Origin of the sequence: Thermopetrobacter sp. TC1 (assembly GCF_000746275.1) — a bacterium.
GTDB lineage: Bacteria > Pseudomonadota > Alphaproteobacteria > Rhizobiales > Aestuariivirgaceae > Thermopetrobacter.
Map to the genome: position 1 here is coordinate 124,273 of NZ_KN050830.1, position 17,945 is coordinate 142,217.

A 17,945-nucleotide genomic window follows, 5' to 3' on the forward strand; every position below is an offset into this window, starting at 1 on the left:
GATCGCATGACCGAACAGCGGCAGCCGGAATATCAGCCCCCGGCCGAAAGCGCGGATCAGACCGAGGGGGAAGAGAAGGGCGGAACGGATGCCCGCCATTTTCCCCGCTCCCTGGCTGCCCGGCTAGTGCTGTCCGCCATGGCGGTGGCGCTGGTGCTGCTTGTTCTTGCCGCCTTTCTGCTCAGCTATCTTTTTCGGGTGACGGTGGAGCGCAATTTCGACGCCCGCCTGCAGGCGGTGCTCAATGGTCTTCTAGCCAACGTGGAAATAAACGAGAAAGGCCAGCCCTATCTGGCAAGCCGGCTGGCCGATACCCGCTTCAATCTGCCGCTTTCCGGCTGGTACTGGCAGATCGCGCCGGTAGATGGCAAGGGGCCGGTTCTGAAATCACCCTCGCTTCTAGAAAAGCGCTTTCCCTTGCCGCCGGAGAAAAGCCCCTTGCGCGATGACGGCGGCATGGCCCGCTATACCGTGAAGGGGCCGGGAGGCAAGACCCTGCGCGTGATCGAACAGCGCTATACGCTGTATGGCTCGCGCCCCTATTCCTTTATCGTCGCCGGCAACTACGACGAACTGCGCCGCGAGATCACCGCCTTCATGCGCACGATGATCGTCGTGTTCGCCGTGCTCGCCCTGGCGCTGGCTTTGGCCATATTCATCCAGGTGCGTTACGGCCTGCGGCCGCTCAAGCGCCTGCACGATGAGCTTTGGGAAATTCGCGAGGGACAGCGCGATTATCTCAACGAGAACTATCCCGACGAGATTCGTCCCGTGGCCCATGAGCTCAATCTGCTTCTCAAGACCAATCGCGAGATCATCGAGCGGGCGCGCACGCAGGTGGGCAATCTTGCCCATGCGCTGAAAACGCCGCTTTCCGTTTTGATCAACGAGGCCCAGGCCACGGAGGGGCGCCTGGCGCGAAAGGTCATGGAACAGGTGCGCCTGATGCGCGATCAGGTGAATGTCTATCTCGACCGCGCCCGCCGCGCCGCCAACGCCAGCAGCTTAACCGCGCGCACGCCCGTCTGCGAGGTCATCGAAGCGCTCGTGCGCACCCTGAAACGCATCTATCGCGACAGCGCATTTAAGGTGCACATCAAGTGCGATTCCGCTTTTCGCTTCCGCGGTGAGCGGCAGGATCTGGAGGAGATGATCGGCAACCTGCTGGACAACGCCTTCAAGTACGCCAGTCACGAGATCCGCATCACGGTGCGGGTGGAGGAGCAGGACAGACGCGTGCGCCGCTCCCGCCGCTGGCTGTGGGTGATCGTGGAGGATGATGGCCCCGGCCTGCCGGAGAAGGACTGGCAGACGGCGCTGAAACGCGGCCGCCGGCTGGACGAGACCAAGCCGGGGTCCGGTCTTGGTCTCTCGATCGTCAGCGAGACCGCGGCCATGTATGGCGGCGAGATACATCTGGCCAGGGCCGAGCTCGGCGGTCTGGCCGTGAAACTGCGCCTGCCGGCGAGCGGCTGAGCGCAAAATCACTGAAGCGACCGCCATGCCGCAAGCGGGAATCAGCCGCCCGCCAATCCCTCACGGTAGAAGCATGTATGCAGAATGTCGATGGTCTGTATGCGCGATATGCAAGAAAACGGATTTCGTCTTATTCTGTAGGTAGTTATTTGATCCTGTCGGTTGTGGGGGTTCGCCTTTCGTGTAGTTGATAATTCTGGTGATCGCCCCTAACTGTCTTAAGTGAAAGGCGCAGGCGTGATCGTCCGTATACGGAACATCGATCGCGCCCGGAGAGAAAACATCACGGTTGACCGCCCGTCGTCTGCAAGTTGCCCCCGGTCGCAGGAGGCGGGCAGGTCGGGAGCGGGTCCCTGCGGGGATCCGCTCTTCTTTTTTGCCAGGGGCCTTCTTGCGGCCTTTGCTGCCATCCGGCTTTAGCCCAGTCCGCTGACGAATGCTTTCGCCTTCCGGTGCCGGGGAATGGAAACCTTTGCCCGCTCACGGAGTCATGAACCATCCGTAATGCCGCGGCCATTGAAGAGGGCTGGCGAATGAAATAGGGTGCTTGCCAGCCGGCTTCAGGCCGGGCGCGTGTGCAGGAAGGAGGCCCGATGCGGGCACAAGGGAGTACCGGGTTCTCATGGCGGCAAACACCACCTTCTGGCTCGCTGTCGCGATCGTGCTGGCCATTGTCGTGCTCGCGCTGATCGTTCCGCTGTTGCGCCATCCCAGGCGCGTTCTTGCCCGGGCCGAATACGACCTGGCCATTTACAAGGATCAGCTGCGCGAGCTGGAAGAGGACATCGCCAACGGCCTCATACCGCCCGAAGAGGCCAAGGCGGCGCGCAACGACATCGCCCGGCGCATTCTCGCCGCCGATGAGGCGCGGCGGAAGGCCAGGGAAGCCCTGGAGGCCGGCAGCAGCCTCAGCGACAGGCTCGTCGGCGTGGTTTCCGCTGTCGTTCTCGTGCCGGCGCTTGCCGTCGGTCTTTATCTCATGCGCGGCCATCCCGGCATGCCGGACCTGCCCATGAAGGAACGCCTGCGCCATGCTGCGGAGCGCGGCGACATTGCCGCCATGGTCAGGCAGGTGGAGGAACGCCTGCGCGCCAATCCCGACGATGTGGAGGGCTGGCGCGCCATAGCACCCGTTTATCTGCGCATGGGCCGGCTGAACGAGGCGGCCGAGGCCTACCGCAATCTCATCCGCCTCGAAAAGCCCGATCCCGATCTTTACAACATGTATGGCGAGATCCTCGTCTTCAGGGATGGCGGCAAGGTCAGCAAGGAGGCGCGCCGGTCCTTCGAGGAGGCCCTGAAGCTGGATCCGAAAAATCCCAAGAGCCGCTTCTACCTCGCCCAGGCCGACCTGCAGGCGGGAAAGACCGAAAAGGCCCTCGCCGCCTTGAAGGCGCTTCTTGATGACCTGCCGCAGGACTTCTCCGGCCGCCGCGTCATCGAACGCCAGATCACCCGCATCGAGAAGACGCTGAAGCAAAAAGACGGGGAAAAGAAGCAAAGCGCCGCCGCAGCGCCGTCCACCTCCGCTCAGGCCAGCTCGGGACCGGATCCCGAGGCCGTGCGCCAGCGCATGAAGGACATGGCCAACATGTCGCCAGAGGAGCGGCAGCGCATGATCCGCTCCATGGTGGAGGGGCTGGCCGAGCGGCTGAAGGAGAATCCGCAGGATCTGCAGGGCTGGCTGCGTCTCATCCGCGCCTGGGGCGTTCTGGGCGAGAAGGACAAGGCGAGGGCGGCGCTGAAGGAGGCGCGCAAGGCTTTCGCCGATGACGAGAACGCCTTGCGCCGCATAGACGATCTGGCGAAACGCATGGCATTGTGACCGACGCCAATATGGCGGCCGTTCCGCTGAATGTTGCGCAGGAGACGACGGGAGTTAGGCAAGATGACCCGTAAGCAGCAGCGCCTGATACTGATCCTTTCGGCCATGGCCTTTCTCAGCCTGGCGGTGGGTCTGATCCTCTACGCCCTGCGGGATACCATCGTCTTCTTCTATACGCCGACGGAAATGGCGGAAAAGAACGTGCAGCCCGGAACCCGCCTGCGCCTCGGCGGGCTGGTGGAGAAGGGCTCGTTCCGGCAGGGAGAGAACGGCATCATCCATTTTGCCGTCACCGATACCAACAAGAGCGTGAAGGTCACCTACAAGGGCGTACTGCCCGATCTCTTTCGCGAGGGGCAGGGTGTGGTCGCCGAAGGCGTGTTACAGCCGGACGGGACCTTCAAGGCCGACACGGTTCTTGCCAAGCACGACGAGAAATACATGCCGCGCGAGGTGGCCGATTCTCTCAAGAAACAGGGGCTGTGGAAACACGCGAAGGACTATGGCGAGTATGGTGCTGACGGCGCCAAGGCTGGCAAGGAGCTGACGCAATGATCGTGGAGCTCGGACATTTCGCCCTCGTGCTGGCACTGGCCACCGCGATATATCTGACCGTGGTGCCCATTTACGGAGCGCAGGTGGGCAGCGCCCGCCTGATGAACGTTGCCGCCCCGGCCGCGGGCGTGCTGTTCCTGCTCACGCTGCTATCCTTCCTCAGCCTCGTGAATGCCTATGTCGTGTCCGATTTCTCGGTGCTCAACGTCTGGGCCAATTCCCACACCGACAAGCCGCTGCTTTACAAGATCACGGGCGTGTGGGGCAATCACGAGGGCTCCATGCTCCTGTGGGTGCTCATTCTCACCCTATATGGCCTCGCCGTTGCTCTCTTCTCCGGAAACCTGCCGGCCTCGCTGCGCGCCCGTGTCCTTGGCGTGCTCGGTGCGGTCTGTGTGGGCTTCTTGCTCTATATCGTCACCGTCTCCAACCCCTTTGAGCGCATTCCGCTGGATCGCGCGCCTGTGCAGGGCAGGGGGCTCAATCCCATCCTGCAGGACCCGGCCCTGGCTGCCCATCCGCCACTGCTCTATGCCGGTTATGTTGGCTTTTCCGTCACCTTCGCCTTTGCCATCGCCGCGCTGATGGAAGGCAAGGTGGATGCCGCCTGGGCCCGCTGGGTGCGGCCCTGGACGCTGGCGGCATGGATGTTCCTCACCGCCGGCATCGCCATGGGCTCCTGGTGGGCCTATTATGAGCTTGGCTGGGGCGGCTGGTGGTTCTGGGATCCGGTGGAGAACGCCTCCTTCATGCCCTGGCTTGCCGGCGTTGCCCTGCTGCATTCCGCCATCGTCGTGGAAAAGCGCAATTCCCTGAAGGTGTGGACCGTCCTGCTCGCCATCGTCTCGTTCTCGCTGTCGCTCATCGGCACCTTCCTGGTCCGCTCCGGCGTTCTCTCCTCGGTGCACGCCTTCGCCGTCGATCCGGAGCGCGGCGTGTTCATTCTCTCGCTGCTCGTCTTCTTCATCGGCGGCTCGCTGTTTCTCTATGCCATCAGGGCAAACACCCTGCGCACGGGCGGCACCTTTGCCCCCATCTCGCGGGAAGGCGCGCTTGTTGTGAACAACCTGCTCATGTCCGCCGCCACGGCGGCCGTGTTCATCGGCACGCTCTTTCCGCTCGTGTATGAGGCGGTCACCGGCGGCGGCAAGATCACCGTCGGCGCGCCCTATTTCAACCTCACCTTCGGCATTCTCATCATGCCGCTTCTGCTGCTGATTCCCGTCGGGCCCATGCTCTCCTGGAAGCGCGCCGATCTGCTGCCCGCCCTGCAACGGCTGTGGGTGGCGGCGGTGGCGGCGCTGATCGTTGCCTTCTTCGTGGTGCTGTGGGTGGATCACCGCGCCTTCAAGGCCGCGCTTGGCATTGGTGTGGGCGTGTGGATCGTGGTGGGCGCCATCGCCGAGATGCTGCAAAGGGCCATGCTGTTCAAGGCACCGCTGAAGGTGGTGCTCAAGCGCCTGGCGACCATGCCCGGCCAGATGCTCGGCATGACGCTGGCGCATCTGGGCGTGGGGCTTGTGGTCATGGGCGCGATCATTTCCTCCACCTGGAAGCAGGAGCTCATCACCTCCGCCCGCCCTGGCGAGACCTTGAAACTGGCGGGTTTTGAGATCACCTTCCTGGACGAGAGCAAGGTCAGGGGGCCGGACTATGTGGCGGAACAGGCGCGCTTTCAGGTGAAAAAGGATGGCCGCGTCCTTGGCATCGTCACCTCGGAGAAACGCACCTTTGCCGGCCGCGCCGGCATGCCCACCACGGAAGTGGGCCTGATGTACTTCCCCACGGGCGATCTCTACGTGGCCATTGGCGACAAGGACAGCAAGGGCCGCGTCGTGCGCATCTATTTCAATCCGTTCGTCTATTTCCTCTGGCTGGGCGCGGCGTTCATGGTGGTGGGCGGCATAACCTCGCTTCTTGACAGGCGCTTCCGCGTCGGCGTGCCTGACAGACAGAAGATCCCCGCCAGCGCCCAGCCGGCACAATGAAGGGAGGCGAACCATGCGCGGGAAGATCATGACGCTGATTCTGAGCCTGCTCGTCTTCTTCGGAACCGGCTCGGCCTCTTTTGCGGTCAATCCAGACGAGATGCTGGACGATCCGGTTCTGGAAAAACGCGCCCGGGAGATTTCCAAGAACCTGCGCTGCCTCGTCTGTCAGAACGAGAACATCGACGAATCCAACGCCGATCTCGCCCGCGATCTGCGCATTCTCCTGCGTGAGCGCCTCAAGGCGGGGGATACGGATGAGGAAGCCGTGCAATATCTTGTGGACCGGTATGGCGAATACGTGCTGCTCAAGCCCCGCTTCGGTCTGCACACCCTCCTTTTGTGGACGGGGCCGTTCATCGTGCTCCTCATCGGCGGGCTGGGGCTTTATTACACCCGCCGCCGCATGCAGCAGAACGCAGCCGCCGCCCGCATCGAGGCCGACCTGACCGAGGAGGAGAAAAAGCGCCTGCAGGAGCTTCTGAAGTCCGAGAGCGAAACGGCCGCAAAAACGCCCTGATGCGGGATGTCCGCTCATCGATATCCAAGGAAATTCAGGAAACGTGCTGTTGCCGCCAAATCGACCAAGGAAAAAAGACTTTCCATGAGTTGCACACTGCACGACACACCGTTTCCATCTTTCTCGTCACCCCGGCGAAAGCCGGGGTCTTGGGCCACAAACGCATGAGTCAATGGCCTGAGATACCGGCTTTCGCCGGTATGACGATGGGGGTGTCGTGTAGTATGCATGAGTTGGGAGTTAGTTTATTAACTCATTGATAAATCACAAGAAAACGTCATTGCCGGGCCTTGTCCCGGCAATCCAGGGCCAAAGAACTGAGGTGTTTTTGGTGGGCGGTGGTGCTCACCAGCAGGCTTGATCTGAGCCGTATGAAAATAAAATGCCGGAACGGGATTTTATCCCGTTCCGGAACGTTTTGGCGGGGTTTAAAACCCCGCTGAACTGTTCCGGAAGGATATAAAATATCCTTCCGGCAGTAAGAGCTTGAGCCCGTAAGAACCATTTCTGACTGACATCACCGCATGAGCAAACCGCCCCTGGATACCCGGGACAAGCACACTACGCTGCCTTCTTACTCGTCACCCCGGCGAAAGCCGGGGTCTCGGGCCACAAACGCATGAGTCAATGGCCTGAGATACCGGCTTTCGCCGGTATGACGGTATAAGTGTCGTATAGTATGCAGGACATGTCCGGGTATGACGTAACAAGTTGAACTTCCATAAGAAATATCACCCCCTAAGGTTAGGTAAGGGGAGAAATGCTCTGAAAAAGGCAGCTGCATAGCATGTGATTAATCACACTCTTCATGGTGAAAACCACGCGCAACACACAGAGGAATTGAATGGAACAGTGTTGGGATGGCCGCTACAGTCTCATCGCCGTAATGCCGGCGGGGAATGGTCTCTGATCAGACGGCCGGGAGGGCGCCGATGCGGCGTTCGAAGATGCCGGCCGTGGCCTTTTCAAGCTCCGTCAGGCGCGCTTCTGCTCCGGCCAGATCGGCCGTCTCCGTGGCATTGGCCAGCAGCCGTTGCAGCCCTTCCGGTGCGTTCTGTCCGTCAAAGCCTTCCCGCACGCACAGCCGCAGGATGTGCATGACGTGATGATAGACGCGCCAGGCATCCAAAAGCTGCCCGTAGTCCTGCGTATCCAGGATGGCGGCTTCGTGCAGGGCGGTGAGGGCTTCCCCCGTGTTCTGATGCAGGATCCCGGCATGCTGGGCGGCATGCAGAAGCTGCAGGCTCTGGGCGATGAACTCAATGTCGATAAGCCCGCCTTTAGCCAGCTTGACATCCCACACCGAGCGCGGCGGCTTTTCCTTCAGGATGCGCCGGCGCATGTCGAGAACATCGGCAAACAGGGTCTTTTCATCCCGGGGGGCGGTAAGCGTCTTTTTCACGATGGCCTCAATCTCCCGGCTGAGGGCCTCATCTCCGGCGATGACCCGTGCCCGTGTCAGGGCCAGATGCTCCCAGGTCCAGGCGTGCTCCTCGTGATAGCGCCGGAAACTTTCGATATGCGTGGCCACCGGTCCCTGCGAGCCGGAAGGGCGCAGCCGCATGTCCACCTCATAGAGAATGCCGTGCGCCGTCGGCGCCGAAAGGGCGGAGACCAGCCTTTGTGTCAGTCGCGAAAACCACTGGCCGCTCGCCAGCGTGCGCCTGCCGCCCGTGCTCTGCGTTGCATCCGGCGCATGGTCATAAACCACGATCAGATCGAGATCGGAGGTGGCCGTCATTTCCTGCCCGCCGAGCTTGCCCATGGCGATGATGGCCACCTTGCCCGCTGGCACCGTGCCGAAAGAGGCCGCCATCTCCTTCCACACCGCCCGCAGCATGCGCGCAATCACGGCATCGGCCAGCGCCGAATAGGCGCGGGAGGCCTCCTGTGGCGAGGCGGTCTCGGAAATCAGGCGCACCCCGATGCGGAATTTCTGCTCGGAGGCGAAAATGCGGGCAAGGTCGAGAACATCCTCGAACGCGGCCGATTCCGGAACCGCACGCTCGATCATGGAGAGATACCCTGCCCGGTCCGGAAAGGGCGCCAGAAAGTCGCCATCCAGCACCACGTCGAACAGGCGCGGCCGCCGCGCCAGCTCTTCTGCCAGCAACGGTGCCGTGGCCAGGATCGTCACCAGCAGGTCCATCAGGTGCGGATTGGCCTTGAGCATGGAGAAGAGCTGCACGCCGGTGGGCAGCCCTTCCAGAAAATGGTCGAAGGCCACAAGCCCCGCATCCGGATCGCCCGCCCGTGAGAGCGCCTTGAGCAGGATCGGCGTGATCTCCGTGAGCCGTTCGCGGGCCCGTTCCGAGCGCATGGCCCGGTAGCGGCCATAATGCCAGCCGCGGATGATGCTTGAGGCCCGCTTCGGATCCTGAAAACCCATGCGCTGCAGGGTCTTGAGCGTTTCCGCATCATCGTCGGCGCCGGTGAACACAAGCGAGCCGTCCTCCACCGCCAGCGCGCCCGTATCCTCAAACAGCGCGGCGTAATGTTTCTGGACGGTCTCCATGTGTTTCAGCAGCGTGGCGGAAAAGTCCTCCCGCCCGCCATGGCCGCAGAACCGCGCCAGGACCTCCAGCGCCTCCTCGCTGGTGGGCAGGGTCTGGGTCTGCTGATCCTGCAGCATCTGCAGGCGATGCTCGACATGGCGCAGATAGCGATAGGCCTTTTCCATCTCCTGCGCCACGTCCTCCGTGATCCAGCCGGCTTCGGCCAGGGCCTGAAGCATTTCAAGGGTCTTGCGGCCGCGCAGTTTCGGGTTGCGCCCGCCGGCGATGAGCTGCTGCGTCTGCACGAAGAATTCGATCTCGCGAATGCCGCCGCGCCCCACCTTGATGTTGTGCCCGGCCACGGCCAGTCGCCCGTGCCCTTTCACCGCATGGATCTGGCGTTTCAGGGCGGCCACGTCGGCGATGGCGTCAAAATCCAGATACTTGCGCCAGATCCAGGGCGAGAGCTCCTCAAGAAACATCTCGCTGAGCGCGATGTCTCCGGCCGCCGGCCGCGCCTTGATCATCGCCGCCCGCTCCCAGTTCTGGCCGAGGCTGGCGTAATAGGTCAGCGCCGCCTCCACGGAAATGGCCACCTGCGTGGAGCCGGGATCGGGCCGCAGGCGCAGGTCCGTGCGGAAGACATAACCCTCCGCCGTGATCTCCGATAGGGTGCGCACCATCTGCCGCACGATGCGCACGGCCACCTTCTGGGCCTCCGTTTCCTCGTGAAGCGGCATGCGCGCAGCATCGAAAAGGACGATGAGGTCGATGTCGGAAGAATAATTGAGCTCTTCCGCACCCATCTTGCCCATGGCCAGAACCGTGATTCCGCAGCGCTCGGGATCCGCATCGCGCAGTTTTCCGGCGCGCACTTGCGTGCGGAGGGCATCGCGCAGCGCCGCGGAAACGGCCGCATCGGCAAAACGCGTCAGCGCCGCCATGACCTCCTCAAGGGTCCAGGCATCGGCAAGATCGGCAAGCGCCACCAGAAGGGCAACCCGCCGGCGGATCTGGCGCAGGCGAGCCATGACCTCTTCAGTCGCTGCAGAAGCGGCCTCCTGCGCCGCTTCGCCCCCAGTTGTTGCCAGGGCTTGCGTCTGTTTAAGCAGAGAGGCGAGGAGCTCTTCCGGAGGCGTTTGAAAACAAGCCGTGGCAAAGTCGGCCTCGGTGAGAATGATGCGCGAAAGAAAGGGCGAGGCGCCGAAAACCGCGCGCAGCAGATTGCGCACACGCCGATCCTCTTCGGCAAGCGCGGCCAGCTTTGGTGCGCACGCCGCCAGTTGGCTCATGCCCGCATCCGCCCGCTCCCGGTCGGCAGGTGGCGGCAGGGGCATGTACATGTTGTGAATGACCCCAGCCATGCCTTGGGACAGTAGCGCCAAAGCGATACAACGCAACCACACGGATTGCGCGTGTAATCATGGGCGGAAAAGCACGCTGTCCGCAGCCGTTCTTCAAAAGGGGGCAAAGGCGAAAATGTCAGGTTTTTCCGTCCCTTGGCAGTTTCAGAATGGCACGCAGGCCGGGTTTGTTGTCCCGCAGGATCAGTTCGCCGCCATGCAGCCGCGCAATGGACGTAACCAGAGACAACCCCAGCCCGGAACCGGGCGCCGATCGTGATTCGTCAAGACGCACGAAGCGATCCTTGACATGTTCGGTCTCGCTTTCCGGAATGCCCGGCCCCCTGTCGGCGACAAAAAGGCAGATATGGCCATCGCAGACTTCGGCGCCGATGGTGATCTGCGGCGGTTCGTCATCCCGGCGGCCGTATTTCAGGGCGTTGTCCAGCAGGTTGACCAGGGCCTGCGCGATCAGCTGCCTGTCTCCGCGCATGCGCAAGGTCTCCGGTGCGGTCATCTTCAGGCTTCCGCCCTCGTCCTCCACGATGGGCTGATACAGCTCGCCGATCTCCCGCACCACTTCCGCCGCATCCAGCTCGGAAAAACCGGCCGCGGCCTGTCCGGCCTCGGCGCGGGCGATGAACAGCAGGGCGTTGAAGGTTTTCAGCAGATTGTCGGCGTGTTCGATGGTGGCCTCCAGCGCCCGCCTGTGTTCGGCCGGATCGTCGGAGCGCAGGGCGTCCTCCGCCTGCGCCCGCAGGCGATTGAGCGGCGTGCGCAGATCATGGGCGATATTGGAGGAAACCTCCTTCATCCCCCGCATCAGCCGCTCGATTTCATCGAGCATGTCATTGAGCGCCGCCGCCAGCCGGTCCAGCTCGTCTCCCGATCCTTCAAGCGGCACGCGGTCGGACATGCGGCCCGAACGGATGGCGCGCACCGTTGCCGTGATGGCGTCGATGCGCCGCAGGAAGTTTCGGGAAAGCAGCAATCCACCGCCGATGCCGAGAATGGCCGTCAGCCCCAGCGCCCAGATGAGCGTGTTGCGGATGATCTTGCCGAACTGCCGCAGCTCCTGGATGTCACGCCCGACGAGAAGGTGATAGCCTCCTTCCAGCCGCGTGTAGAACCCGCGGGCCTTGTGTTCGGTCAGGCCGCGGGGCGTTTCCACCACATAGGCGAATTCGATCCAGCCCGGCTCATTGTTCAGCACGTTGGCCGGCAGGCTCTTGAGATTGCCGCCCAGGCGCTTGCCCACGGGCGTGGCCAGCAGATAGAGCCCGCCGGTATCCAGCCGCGTGCGGTTCTTGATAACCGCCAGCACGCCCGGCGTGCCGTTGAGCGCATATTGCTCGGCAATGCCCTGCACCTCCGCGGCGATGGTCTCGTCCGCCTGTTCATCGAGCAGCTTCAGCGTCTGCCAGTAGACATAGCCGAGCACCGCCCCCACCGAGATGGCGAAGACGACGAGATAAACCGCCGCCAGCCGGAAGGTGCTGGTCTTGAGAAGCCGGAATGTCCAGCGCGCCCGCGGCAATTCAGTCCGCCCGCAGCATGTAGCCGGCGCCGCGCACGGTATGCAGCAGCGGCTTGTCGAATTCCTTGTCGATCTTGCCGCGCAGCCGCGAGATGTGCACGTCGATCACGTTCGTCTGGGGATCGAAGTGATAGTCCCAGACGTTTTCCAGCAGCATGGTGCGTGTCACCACATTGCCCGCGTGCCGCATCAGGTATTCCAGCAGCTTGAACTCCCGCGGCTGCAGCTGGATCTCCTTGCCCGCGCGCGTCACCCGCCGCTTTAAGAGATCCATTTCCAGATCGCCCACCTTCAGCCGCGTCTGCACCGGCTCCGCCGTCTTGCGCCGGCCCAGAACCTCCACCCGCGCCAGAAGTTCGGAGAAGGCATAGGGCTTGGCGATATAGTCATCGCCGCCGGCACGCAGGCCTTCCACCTTGTCGTCCACCTCGCCCAGCGCGGAAAGGAACAGCGCCGGCGTTTGGTTGCCTTCCTTGCGCAGGGTCTTCAGCAGGGTGAGGCCGTCCATCTTCGGCAGCATGCGATCGATGATCAGCACGTCATAATCGCCGTTGCGGGCCATGTTCAGGCCCTCCTCGCCATCCACGGCGAGATCGGTGACATGGCCGGCTTCGCGCAGGCCCTTCATCAGCCATCCGGCCGCTTCCTTGTCGTCCTCGATGATCAGGATGTGCATGAGCAGCCTCGTCTCGTTGATTCCGTCCTTTATGATCGGCCAGAAACGCTTACGTGTTCAACAGCCTGTCGTATTCAACAGCCTATATAGGCGTTCCCCGGCGAAGATACAGCCGCCTGTCGCCTTCCTGCCTCCCGGGCCGTTTCCGGCCGTCGCCTGAAAAAGCGGCGGCCCGCCGCGCATGTCATGTTCGCGGGGCGGGCCGCCCAAGTGCGGGGACATCATGAGGGAAGGGGAGGGGACTGCCAGGGATGATGCCTCCGCTTACGGGATGTTGCGGCTATCCTGAGCTGTCATCGCCGCGCTGTGATCAGCCCTTCTTCCCGCTCTTGGTGGACAGGGCCACGAAGCGCTGCACATCCCCGGAGCGCACCAGGAACAGCACCGCCTTCTTGCCCTTCTTCACCGCCTTGGCGATGGCCGCCTTCACGGCCTCGGGGCTGTCCACTTCGATACCGGCCACCTCGGTGATGATGTCGCCGGGCTTCAGCCCCTTCTTCTCCGCCTGCGAGCCGGGGGCAACGGCGGTGATCATCACGCCCTGACCGTCATCGGCGGTCTTCAGCTTCAAGCCCAGAGCTTCAACGGAAGCGGGCTCGGCCTTCTTCTCGCCGAAGGCCTTGGCGATCTTCTCATCGCTCGGCATCTGGCCGATCTTCACGGTCAGGGTCTTGCGGGCGCCATCGCGCAGCACCACGATCCTGGCCGTCTCGCCCGGGGTGATGTGAGCGATCTTGCGTGCCAGATCGCGCGGGCCCTTCACGGTCTTGCCGTTCACCTCCAGCACCGTGTCGCCCACCTTGAAGCCGGCCCGCTTGGCAGGCGAATCCTCGGTGACCTTCACCACGATCGCGCCCTTGGGCTCGTCAAGGCCGAGGCTCTCGGCGATATCGGGCGTCACCTTCTGGATCTGCACGCCAAGCCAGCCCCGCGTGACCCGGCCCTTGGTCTTCAGATCCATGATCACTTCCTTGGCCACGGAGGCGGGAATGGCAAAGCCGATGCCGACAGAGCCGCCCGTGGGCGAGAAGATGGCCGTGTTCACGCCAACCACCTTGCCTTCGAGATTGAAGGCCGGCCCGCCGGAATTGCCCTTGTTGATCGGCGCATCGATCTGCAGGAAGTCGTCATAGGGCCCCGCGCCGATCTGACGGCCCTTGGCCGAGACGATGCCCGTGGTCACGGTGCCGCCGAACCCGAAGGGATTGCCCACCGCGACCACCCAGTCGCCAACGCGCGGATCCTTTTCCGCAAACTCCACGTAAGGAAAGGTCTTGCCCTTGGCATCCACCTTCAGCAGGGCCAGGTCGGTCTTGGGATCGGTTCCCACCACCTTGGCGGTGTAGGTCTTGCCGTCATTGGTCTTGATCTTCACCACCGAGGCGTTTTTCACCACGTGGTTGTTGGTCACCACATAGCCGTCCGGCGAGATGAAGAAGCCCGATCCCACCGACTTGCCGGGCCGCATGCGCGGAAAGCGCTTGTGAAAGCCGAAGCGGTCCAGGCCAAAGTCCTCGAAGAACTTGCGAAACTCCGGCGGCAGCCGGTCCAGCCCCGGCATCTTCCGCATCATCTCGCGGGCATCCTCGCCCGCCACCGGCTGGTATTCCACTTCCACCGACACCACCGCCGGCATCACCTTCTCGACAAGGTCGGCAAAGCCCTGCGCCGGAGCCACGCTCTTTGCCTGCGCCGGCACGGCCATGAACACGGAGCTTCCGGCAAGGCCGCCAAGGGCGGTGGCCGAAAGCGCACCCGCCATGACCAGGGCCATGAGCGAGCGTTTCATCCTGCCGGTGCGTCCTTTTTCTCTTGTCCGCATCATTGCTGCTTGCACTCCATCAATTCCTTCATCGCGGAAGGCCCCGAAATCTCTCCCACCTGGCGGGGCCGTGTTCTCCGCAGTGTCACATTCCCTGGGGCGCTGCCCCCCGTTCGCCGATGTAGATAGGAAAGGGCGGCTTACGAGACCATGACGCCCGCATGAATTCTTCGTAAGCCCCGGGGATTCCGCCTGATTTTTTTGAGAAAGGCCCCTTAAGCCGCATGCCCTGGCCGGGTTTTTTGCGAAAGAGGGGGAACAAGGGAGGATGAAGCGCCGTCTTTTGCCTGCGTTCGTCACATGGCGCTGGGCAACCGTACGGTGACCGTGGTTCCCTCGCCCTCCACGCTTTCGATTTCCAGCGTGCCGCCATGCAGCTCCACCAGCGAGCGCGAAATGGCCAGCCCCAGGCCCGAACCGCCCTTGGCCCGGGAATACTGATTCGCCGCCTGCACGAAGGGCTGGCCGAGCTTGTCCAGATATTCCGACGGAATGCCGCTGCCGGTATCGCTTACTTCAAAGCAGATGGTGCGGTCTTCCTTCCAGGCTTTCAGGCGCACTTCGCCCGCATCGGTGAACTTGATGGCGTTGGAGAGCAGATTGAGCACCACCTGCTTGATCTTGAGCGGATCGACCACCGCCGGCAGCGATGCCGGCGCTTCCACTTCAAGCGCCAGCCCCTTGCCGCTGGCCTCGTTCTGCATCAGCTGCGCACACTCGCGCAGGATATCGGCCACGTCCGCCTGGCGCACCTCCAGCTTCACCTTGCCGGCCTCGATGCGCGACATCTGCAGGATATCCTCGATCAGCTCGAACATGTGCTGGGCCGACTTGTGAATGTCCGCCACGTATTCCTTGTATTTCTCCTGCAGCGGCCCGAAGGTCTCCATCAGCATCATCTCGGCAAAGCCGATGATCGGATTGAGCGGCGTGCGCAATTCGTGGCTCATGCTGGCCAGGAATTCCGACTTGGCGCGCGAGGCCGCCTCCGCCCGTTCCTTCTCGCTGATGTACTTGTGCACCAGTTCGATGAGGCGGTGCCGCTTCTGCTCCAGCTCCAGCCGCGAGCGCTCCAGCGCCTCCACGGTGGCGCGCAGCTCCGCTTCCGAGCGTTCCAGCCGCTCCTGCTGGCGCTTCAGCTCGGTGATGTCGGTGCCGACGGAGACAAAGCCACGGTCGCGGATGCGCCGCTCGTTGATCTGCAACCAACGCCCGTCATCCAGCTGCACTTCCGCCACCACCTCCTCGCCGTTTTCATCCACGTGAATGGACTGGCGCTTCTTCACCCGCGGCTTTTTCGCCGCCTTCATCACCTCCTCATAGGGCGTGCCTGGCACGCACACAGACGCCGGCAGCGAATGAAACTGCTGATATTTGGAATTGCACATGACCAGGCGGCTGTCGGCATCCCACAACACAAAGGATTCGGAGATGGCCTCAATCGCCTCACGCAGCCTGTGCTCCGCTTCCTTGGAGGCCCTGGCTGCCCGCTTCTGATCGGTGATGTCAATGGCAATGCCCACAAGACGCGGCGTGCCGTCCGCCGGATCATGCACCAGGGCCCCGCGCGCCCGAAGCCAGATCCAGTGTCCCTTGGCGTCCTGCAGCCTGAATTCGTGATCGAAGCTGGTGCTGCCGCTGCGCAGCAGATTTTCAGCCAGCTCAGCGATGGGCGCCTCCTCGGGATGCTGGCGGCTGGCGATCTCGCCATAGGAGAGATATTCCCCGCTCTGCGGCAGGCCGAGCATGGCGTACATGGAGCGCGACCAGAAGATGCGGCCCCGCGCCAGATCCCAGTCCCACAGGCCGCAGCGCCCGTGATCCAGCGCCGCATCCAGCCGCGCCGTGGCCGAGGCCAGCGCCGCCTCTCCCGCCCGTGCCCGGTCGGCATACCAGTTCATGGCCAGCATCAGCGTGATCAGCGCAATGCCGGCCAGACCGAAGGGCACGCCCAGGGCCCAGGCCGTGCGCCGCCAGTCGGCCAGGGCCGCATCCACCGGCTGAATGACCACAAGCCGCCCCTGCCAGGGCGGCACCTCCGCCGCCGCCACGATCAGGGCCCGCCCCTCGGGCAAGGCCACGGTTTTCGCCTTGGGCGTCATCGCATCGTGCGTGCCGCTTTTCTTCGTGAAGGACGCGGCCGCAAAGCCTGCGGTGCCGCCTGTGGCCTGTGCATCCTGAGCAAGCAGGACCTGCGCCAGCTTCCGCTGCCCGGCGGGCACGCTGGCCAGAATGCGCGCATGCGCATCGATCAACGCGAAGATACGGCCCTGAGCGAGCGCGTCTTTCGACAGTGCCACCTGCAGGTCAATGTCGGTGGGCATGCGCCAGGTGTCGCTCTTGCCGCCGATGATGTCCTTCAGCTTCAGCGCCGCGATCTGCAGGTGATGGTTGGTTCTTTCCGTGGCGGCGGAAATCGTTGCATTGCGCAGGGTGTAAAGATGCACGGCAAGGCCGGTGAACAGAAGCGTCACGAACAGAAGCGTGACGGCATTGAGCGCAAGGCGCACATGCCGCTGATCCAGCACGGCCAGCAGCCGCCGCACGGCTTGGCTGCCCTGGCCGGCATGATCCCGGACGAAGAGTGTTTCCAGGCCGCCTTTCGGCACCGTCTTGCCCCCTGTCGTGACCGGCTCGCCGATACAGGCGCCCTGAAGATCGGCAGACGCAAGCAGGGCAGAGGCCCTCGTCCGGCCGCTGGGGCCGGTGCCGGACCTGTCTGACCCATGGCCTGATGACATGCGTCTGCCCCGTTACGCCCCCGTTATCCCCGTTCGCATTTGCGAGCCCAAGCAAGCTTCATTGATTCAAAGCCTTGGCCGCATGTCCAGAGCGCATGCCATCACCCCGCGCAACCCCCGCAGGGATTCGCATCGAATCGGCTGCGTAACGGTTGCGCATCCGAAACGATGTTGCAGAATTCTGACAGTTCCTTATTCGTTCCAATCACCAAAAACCGATTGATGACGCAGTGGGGGAATGGGCGAAAACCCAACTCACGCCTTCCCTTGCAACAAGGAATAAGATGATTGTTAAAGCATTGAATCTAAAAATAAAACATCAGAAACCCAGTTGCCCTTGATATTCTTTTCACCCATGAAGCACCACTTTACCCCCTCCCCCTGGTAGGGGGAGGGACGGGGAGGGGGTCGGGCAACTTGACTCTGCGCTTGCGGCCCGACCCCCTCCCGGCGCTTCGCGCCGACCTCCCCCTATCAGGGGGAGGATTGAGACCATGCATCCTTCAGGCCAGCCCTCCTTAAAAACAACCAAAACAAGATAAGGCCGATGACGCAGTGGGGGAGTTTGCGAAAACCCAACTCACGCCTTCCCTTGCAACAAAAGATGAGATAGCTATTAAGACATTGATTTTGCAGAATAAAACGTCATTGCCGGGCCTTTTCCCGGCAATCCAGGGCCATGGACGATGCAGTTTTGGTGGGCGATGGCACCCGCCAGAAGGATTGATTTGTGTCGTATAGATATAAAATGCCGGAACGGGATTGTATCCCGTTCCGGAACATTTTGGCGGGGTTGTAAACCCCGCCTAAGGCATGAATGGTGGGGTAATATACCCCGCCGAAACGTTCCGGAAGGATGTACAACATCCTTCCGGCGATAAGTCTTAAACTTGGAAGAACCGTTCCTGACTGCCATCACCACATGCTTAAACCGCCCCTGGATACCCGGGACAAACCCGGGTATGAC

10 protein-coding genes are annotated in these 17,945 nt (G+C 62.6%); 5 read left to right on the forward strand and 5 right to left on the reverse strand.

The window, feature by feature from the left end; translation table 11 throughout:
• Window positions 1-6: 6 nt before the first annotated feature.
• From EK16_RS10060 to EK16_RS10080, 5 genes are all read left to right on the forward strand, one after another.
• A complete protein-coding gene (locus tag EK16_RS10060) occupies window positions 7-1,476 on the forward strand; it encodes an ATP-binding protein (protein ID WP_051929237.1) in 1,470 nt (489 codons plus the stop codon).
• 622 nt (window positions 1,477-2,098) lie between these two features.
• Window positions 2,099-3,301, forward strand: coding sequence for a c-type cytochrome biogenesis protein CcmI (ccmI, locus tag EK16_RS10065; RefSeq protein WP_051929238.1), 1,203 nt, complete (start codon window positions 2,099-2,101; stop codon window positions 3,299-3,301).
• Window positions 3,302-3,364: 63 nt separating this feature from the next.
• Window positions 3,365-3,856, forward strand: coding sequence for a cytochrome c maturation protein CcmE (gene ccmE, locus EK16_RS10070; protein ID WP_038036735.1), 492 nt, complete (start codon window positions 3,365-3,367; stop codon window positions 3,854-3,856).
• Window positions 3,853-5,844 carry a heme lyase CcmF/NrfE family subunit gene (locus EK16_RS10075; RefSeq protein ID WP_038036737.1) on the forward strand — a complete coding sequence of 664 codons (1,992 nt, stop codon included), beginning with the start codon at window positions 3,853-3,855 and terminating at the stop codon, window positions 5,842-5,844. Before ccmE ends, EK16_RS10075 begins: the two co-directional genes overlap by 4 nt.
• A 13-nt stretch (window positions 5,845-5,857) precedes the next feature.
• Entirely contained in the window at window positions 5,858-6,364 is a 507-nt protein-coding gene (locus EK16_RS10080; RefSeq protein WP_038036740.1) for a cytochrome c-type biogenesis protein, read from the forward strand.
• A gap of 910 nt (window positions 6,365-7,274) precedes the next feature.
• Here EK16_RS10080 and EK16_RS10085 read toward each other — a convergent pair.
• The 5 genes from EK16_RS10085 to EK16_RS10105 form a co-directional block, all read right to left on the reverse strand.
• Entirely contained in the window at window positions 7,275-10,223 is a 2,949-nt protein-coding gene (locus EK16_RS10085) for a bifunctional [glutamine synthetase] adenylyltransferase/[glutamine synthetase]-adenylyl-L-tyrosine phosphorylase (RefSeq protein ID WP_081910474.1), read from the reverse strand.
• A gap of 118 nt (window positions 10,224-10,341) precedes the next feature.
• Complete coding sequence (locus EK16_RS10090) at window positions 10,342-11,739, reverse strand: sensor histidine kinase (protein ID WP_038036747.1); 1,398 nt, start codon at window positions 11,737-11,739, stop codon at window positions 10,342-10,344.
• A 1-nt stretch (window position 11,740) separates the two neighbouring features.
• Window positions 11,741-12,415: a response regulator transcription factor gene (locus EK16_RS10095; protein WP_051929239.1), complete on the reverse strand. Its 675-nt coding sequence runs from the start codon at window positions 12,413-12,415 to the stop codon at window positions 11,741-11,743.
• Between the two features lie 310 nt (window positions 12,416-12,725).
• Window positions 12,726-14,204: a Do family serine endopeptidase gene (locus tag EK16_RS10100; RefSeq protein WP_231573669.1), complete on the reverse strand. Its 1,479-nt coding sequence runs from the start codon at window positions 14,202-14,204 to the stop codon at window positions 12,726-12,728.
• A 329-nt stretch (window positions 14,205-14,533) separates the two neighbouring features.
• Complete coding sequence (locus tag EK16_RS10105; protein ID WP_156098572.1) at window positions 14,534-16,978, reverse strand: PAS domain-containing sensor histidine kinase; 2,445 nt, start codon at window positions 16,976-16,978, stop codon at window positions 14,534-14,536.
• Window positions 16,979-17,945: the final 967 nt, after the last annotated feature.

Coding starts and splice junctions, on each gene's coding strand:
- EK16_RS10060 (WP_051929237.1), top strand. CDS start 7: ATGACCGAACAGCGGCAGCCGGAATATCAGCCCCCGGCCGAAAGCGCG.
- ccmI (WP_051929238.1), top strand. CDS start 2,099: ATGGCGGCAAACACCACCTTCTGGCTCGCTGTCGCGATCGTGCTGGCC.
- ccmE (WP_038036735.1), top strand. CDS start 3,365: ATGACCCGTAAGCAGCAGCGCCTGATACTGATCCTTTCGGCCATGGCC.
- EK16_RS10075 (WP_038036737.1), top strand. CDS start 3,853: ATGATCGTGGAGCTCGGACATTTCGCCCTCGTGCTGGCACTGGCCACC.
- EK16_RS10080 (WP_038036740.1), top strand. CDS start 5,858: ATGCGCGGGAAGATCATGACGCTGATTCTGAGCCTGCTCGTCTTCTTC.
- EK16_RS10085 (WP_081910474.1), bottom strand. CDS start 10,223: ATGGCTGGGGTCATTCACAACATGTACATGCCCCTGCCGCCACCTGCC.
- EK16_RS10095 (WP_051929239.1), bottom strand. CDS start 12,415: ATGCACATCCTGATCATCGAGGACGACAAGGAAGCGGCCGGATGGCTG.
- EK16_RS10100 (WP_231573669.1), bottom strand. CDS start 14,204: ATGAAACGCTCGCTCATGGCCCTGGTCATGGCGGGTGCGCTTTCGGCC.
- EK16_RS10105 (WP_156098572.1), bottom strand. CDS start 16,978: ATGTCATCAGGCCATGGGTCAGACAGGTCCGGCACCGGCCCCAGCGGC.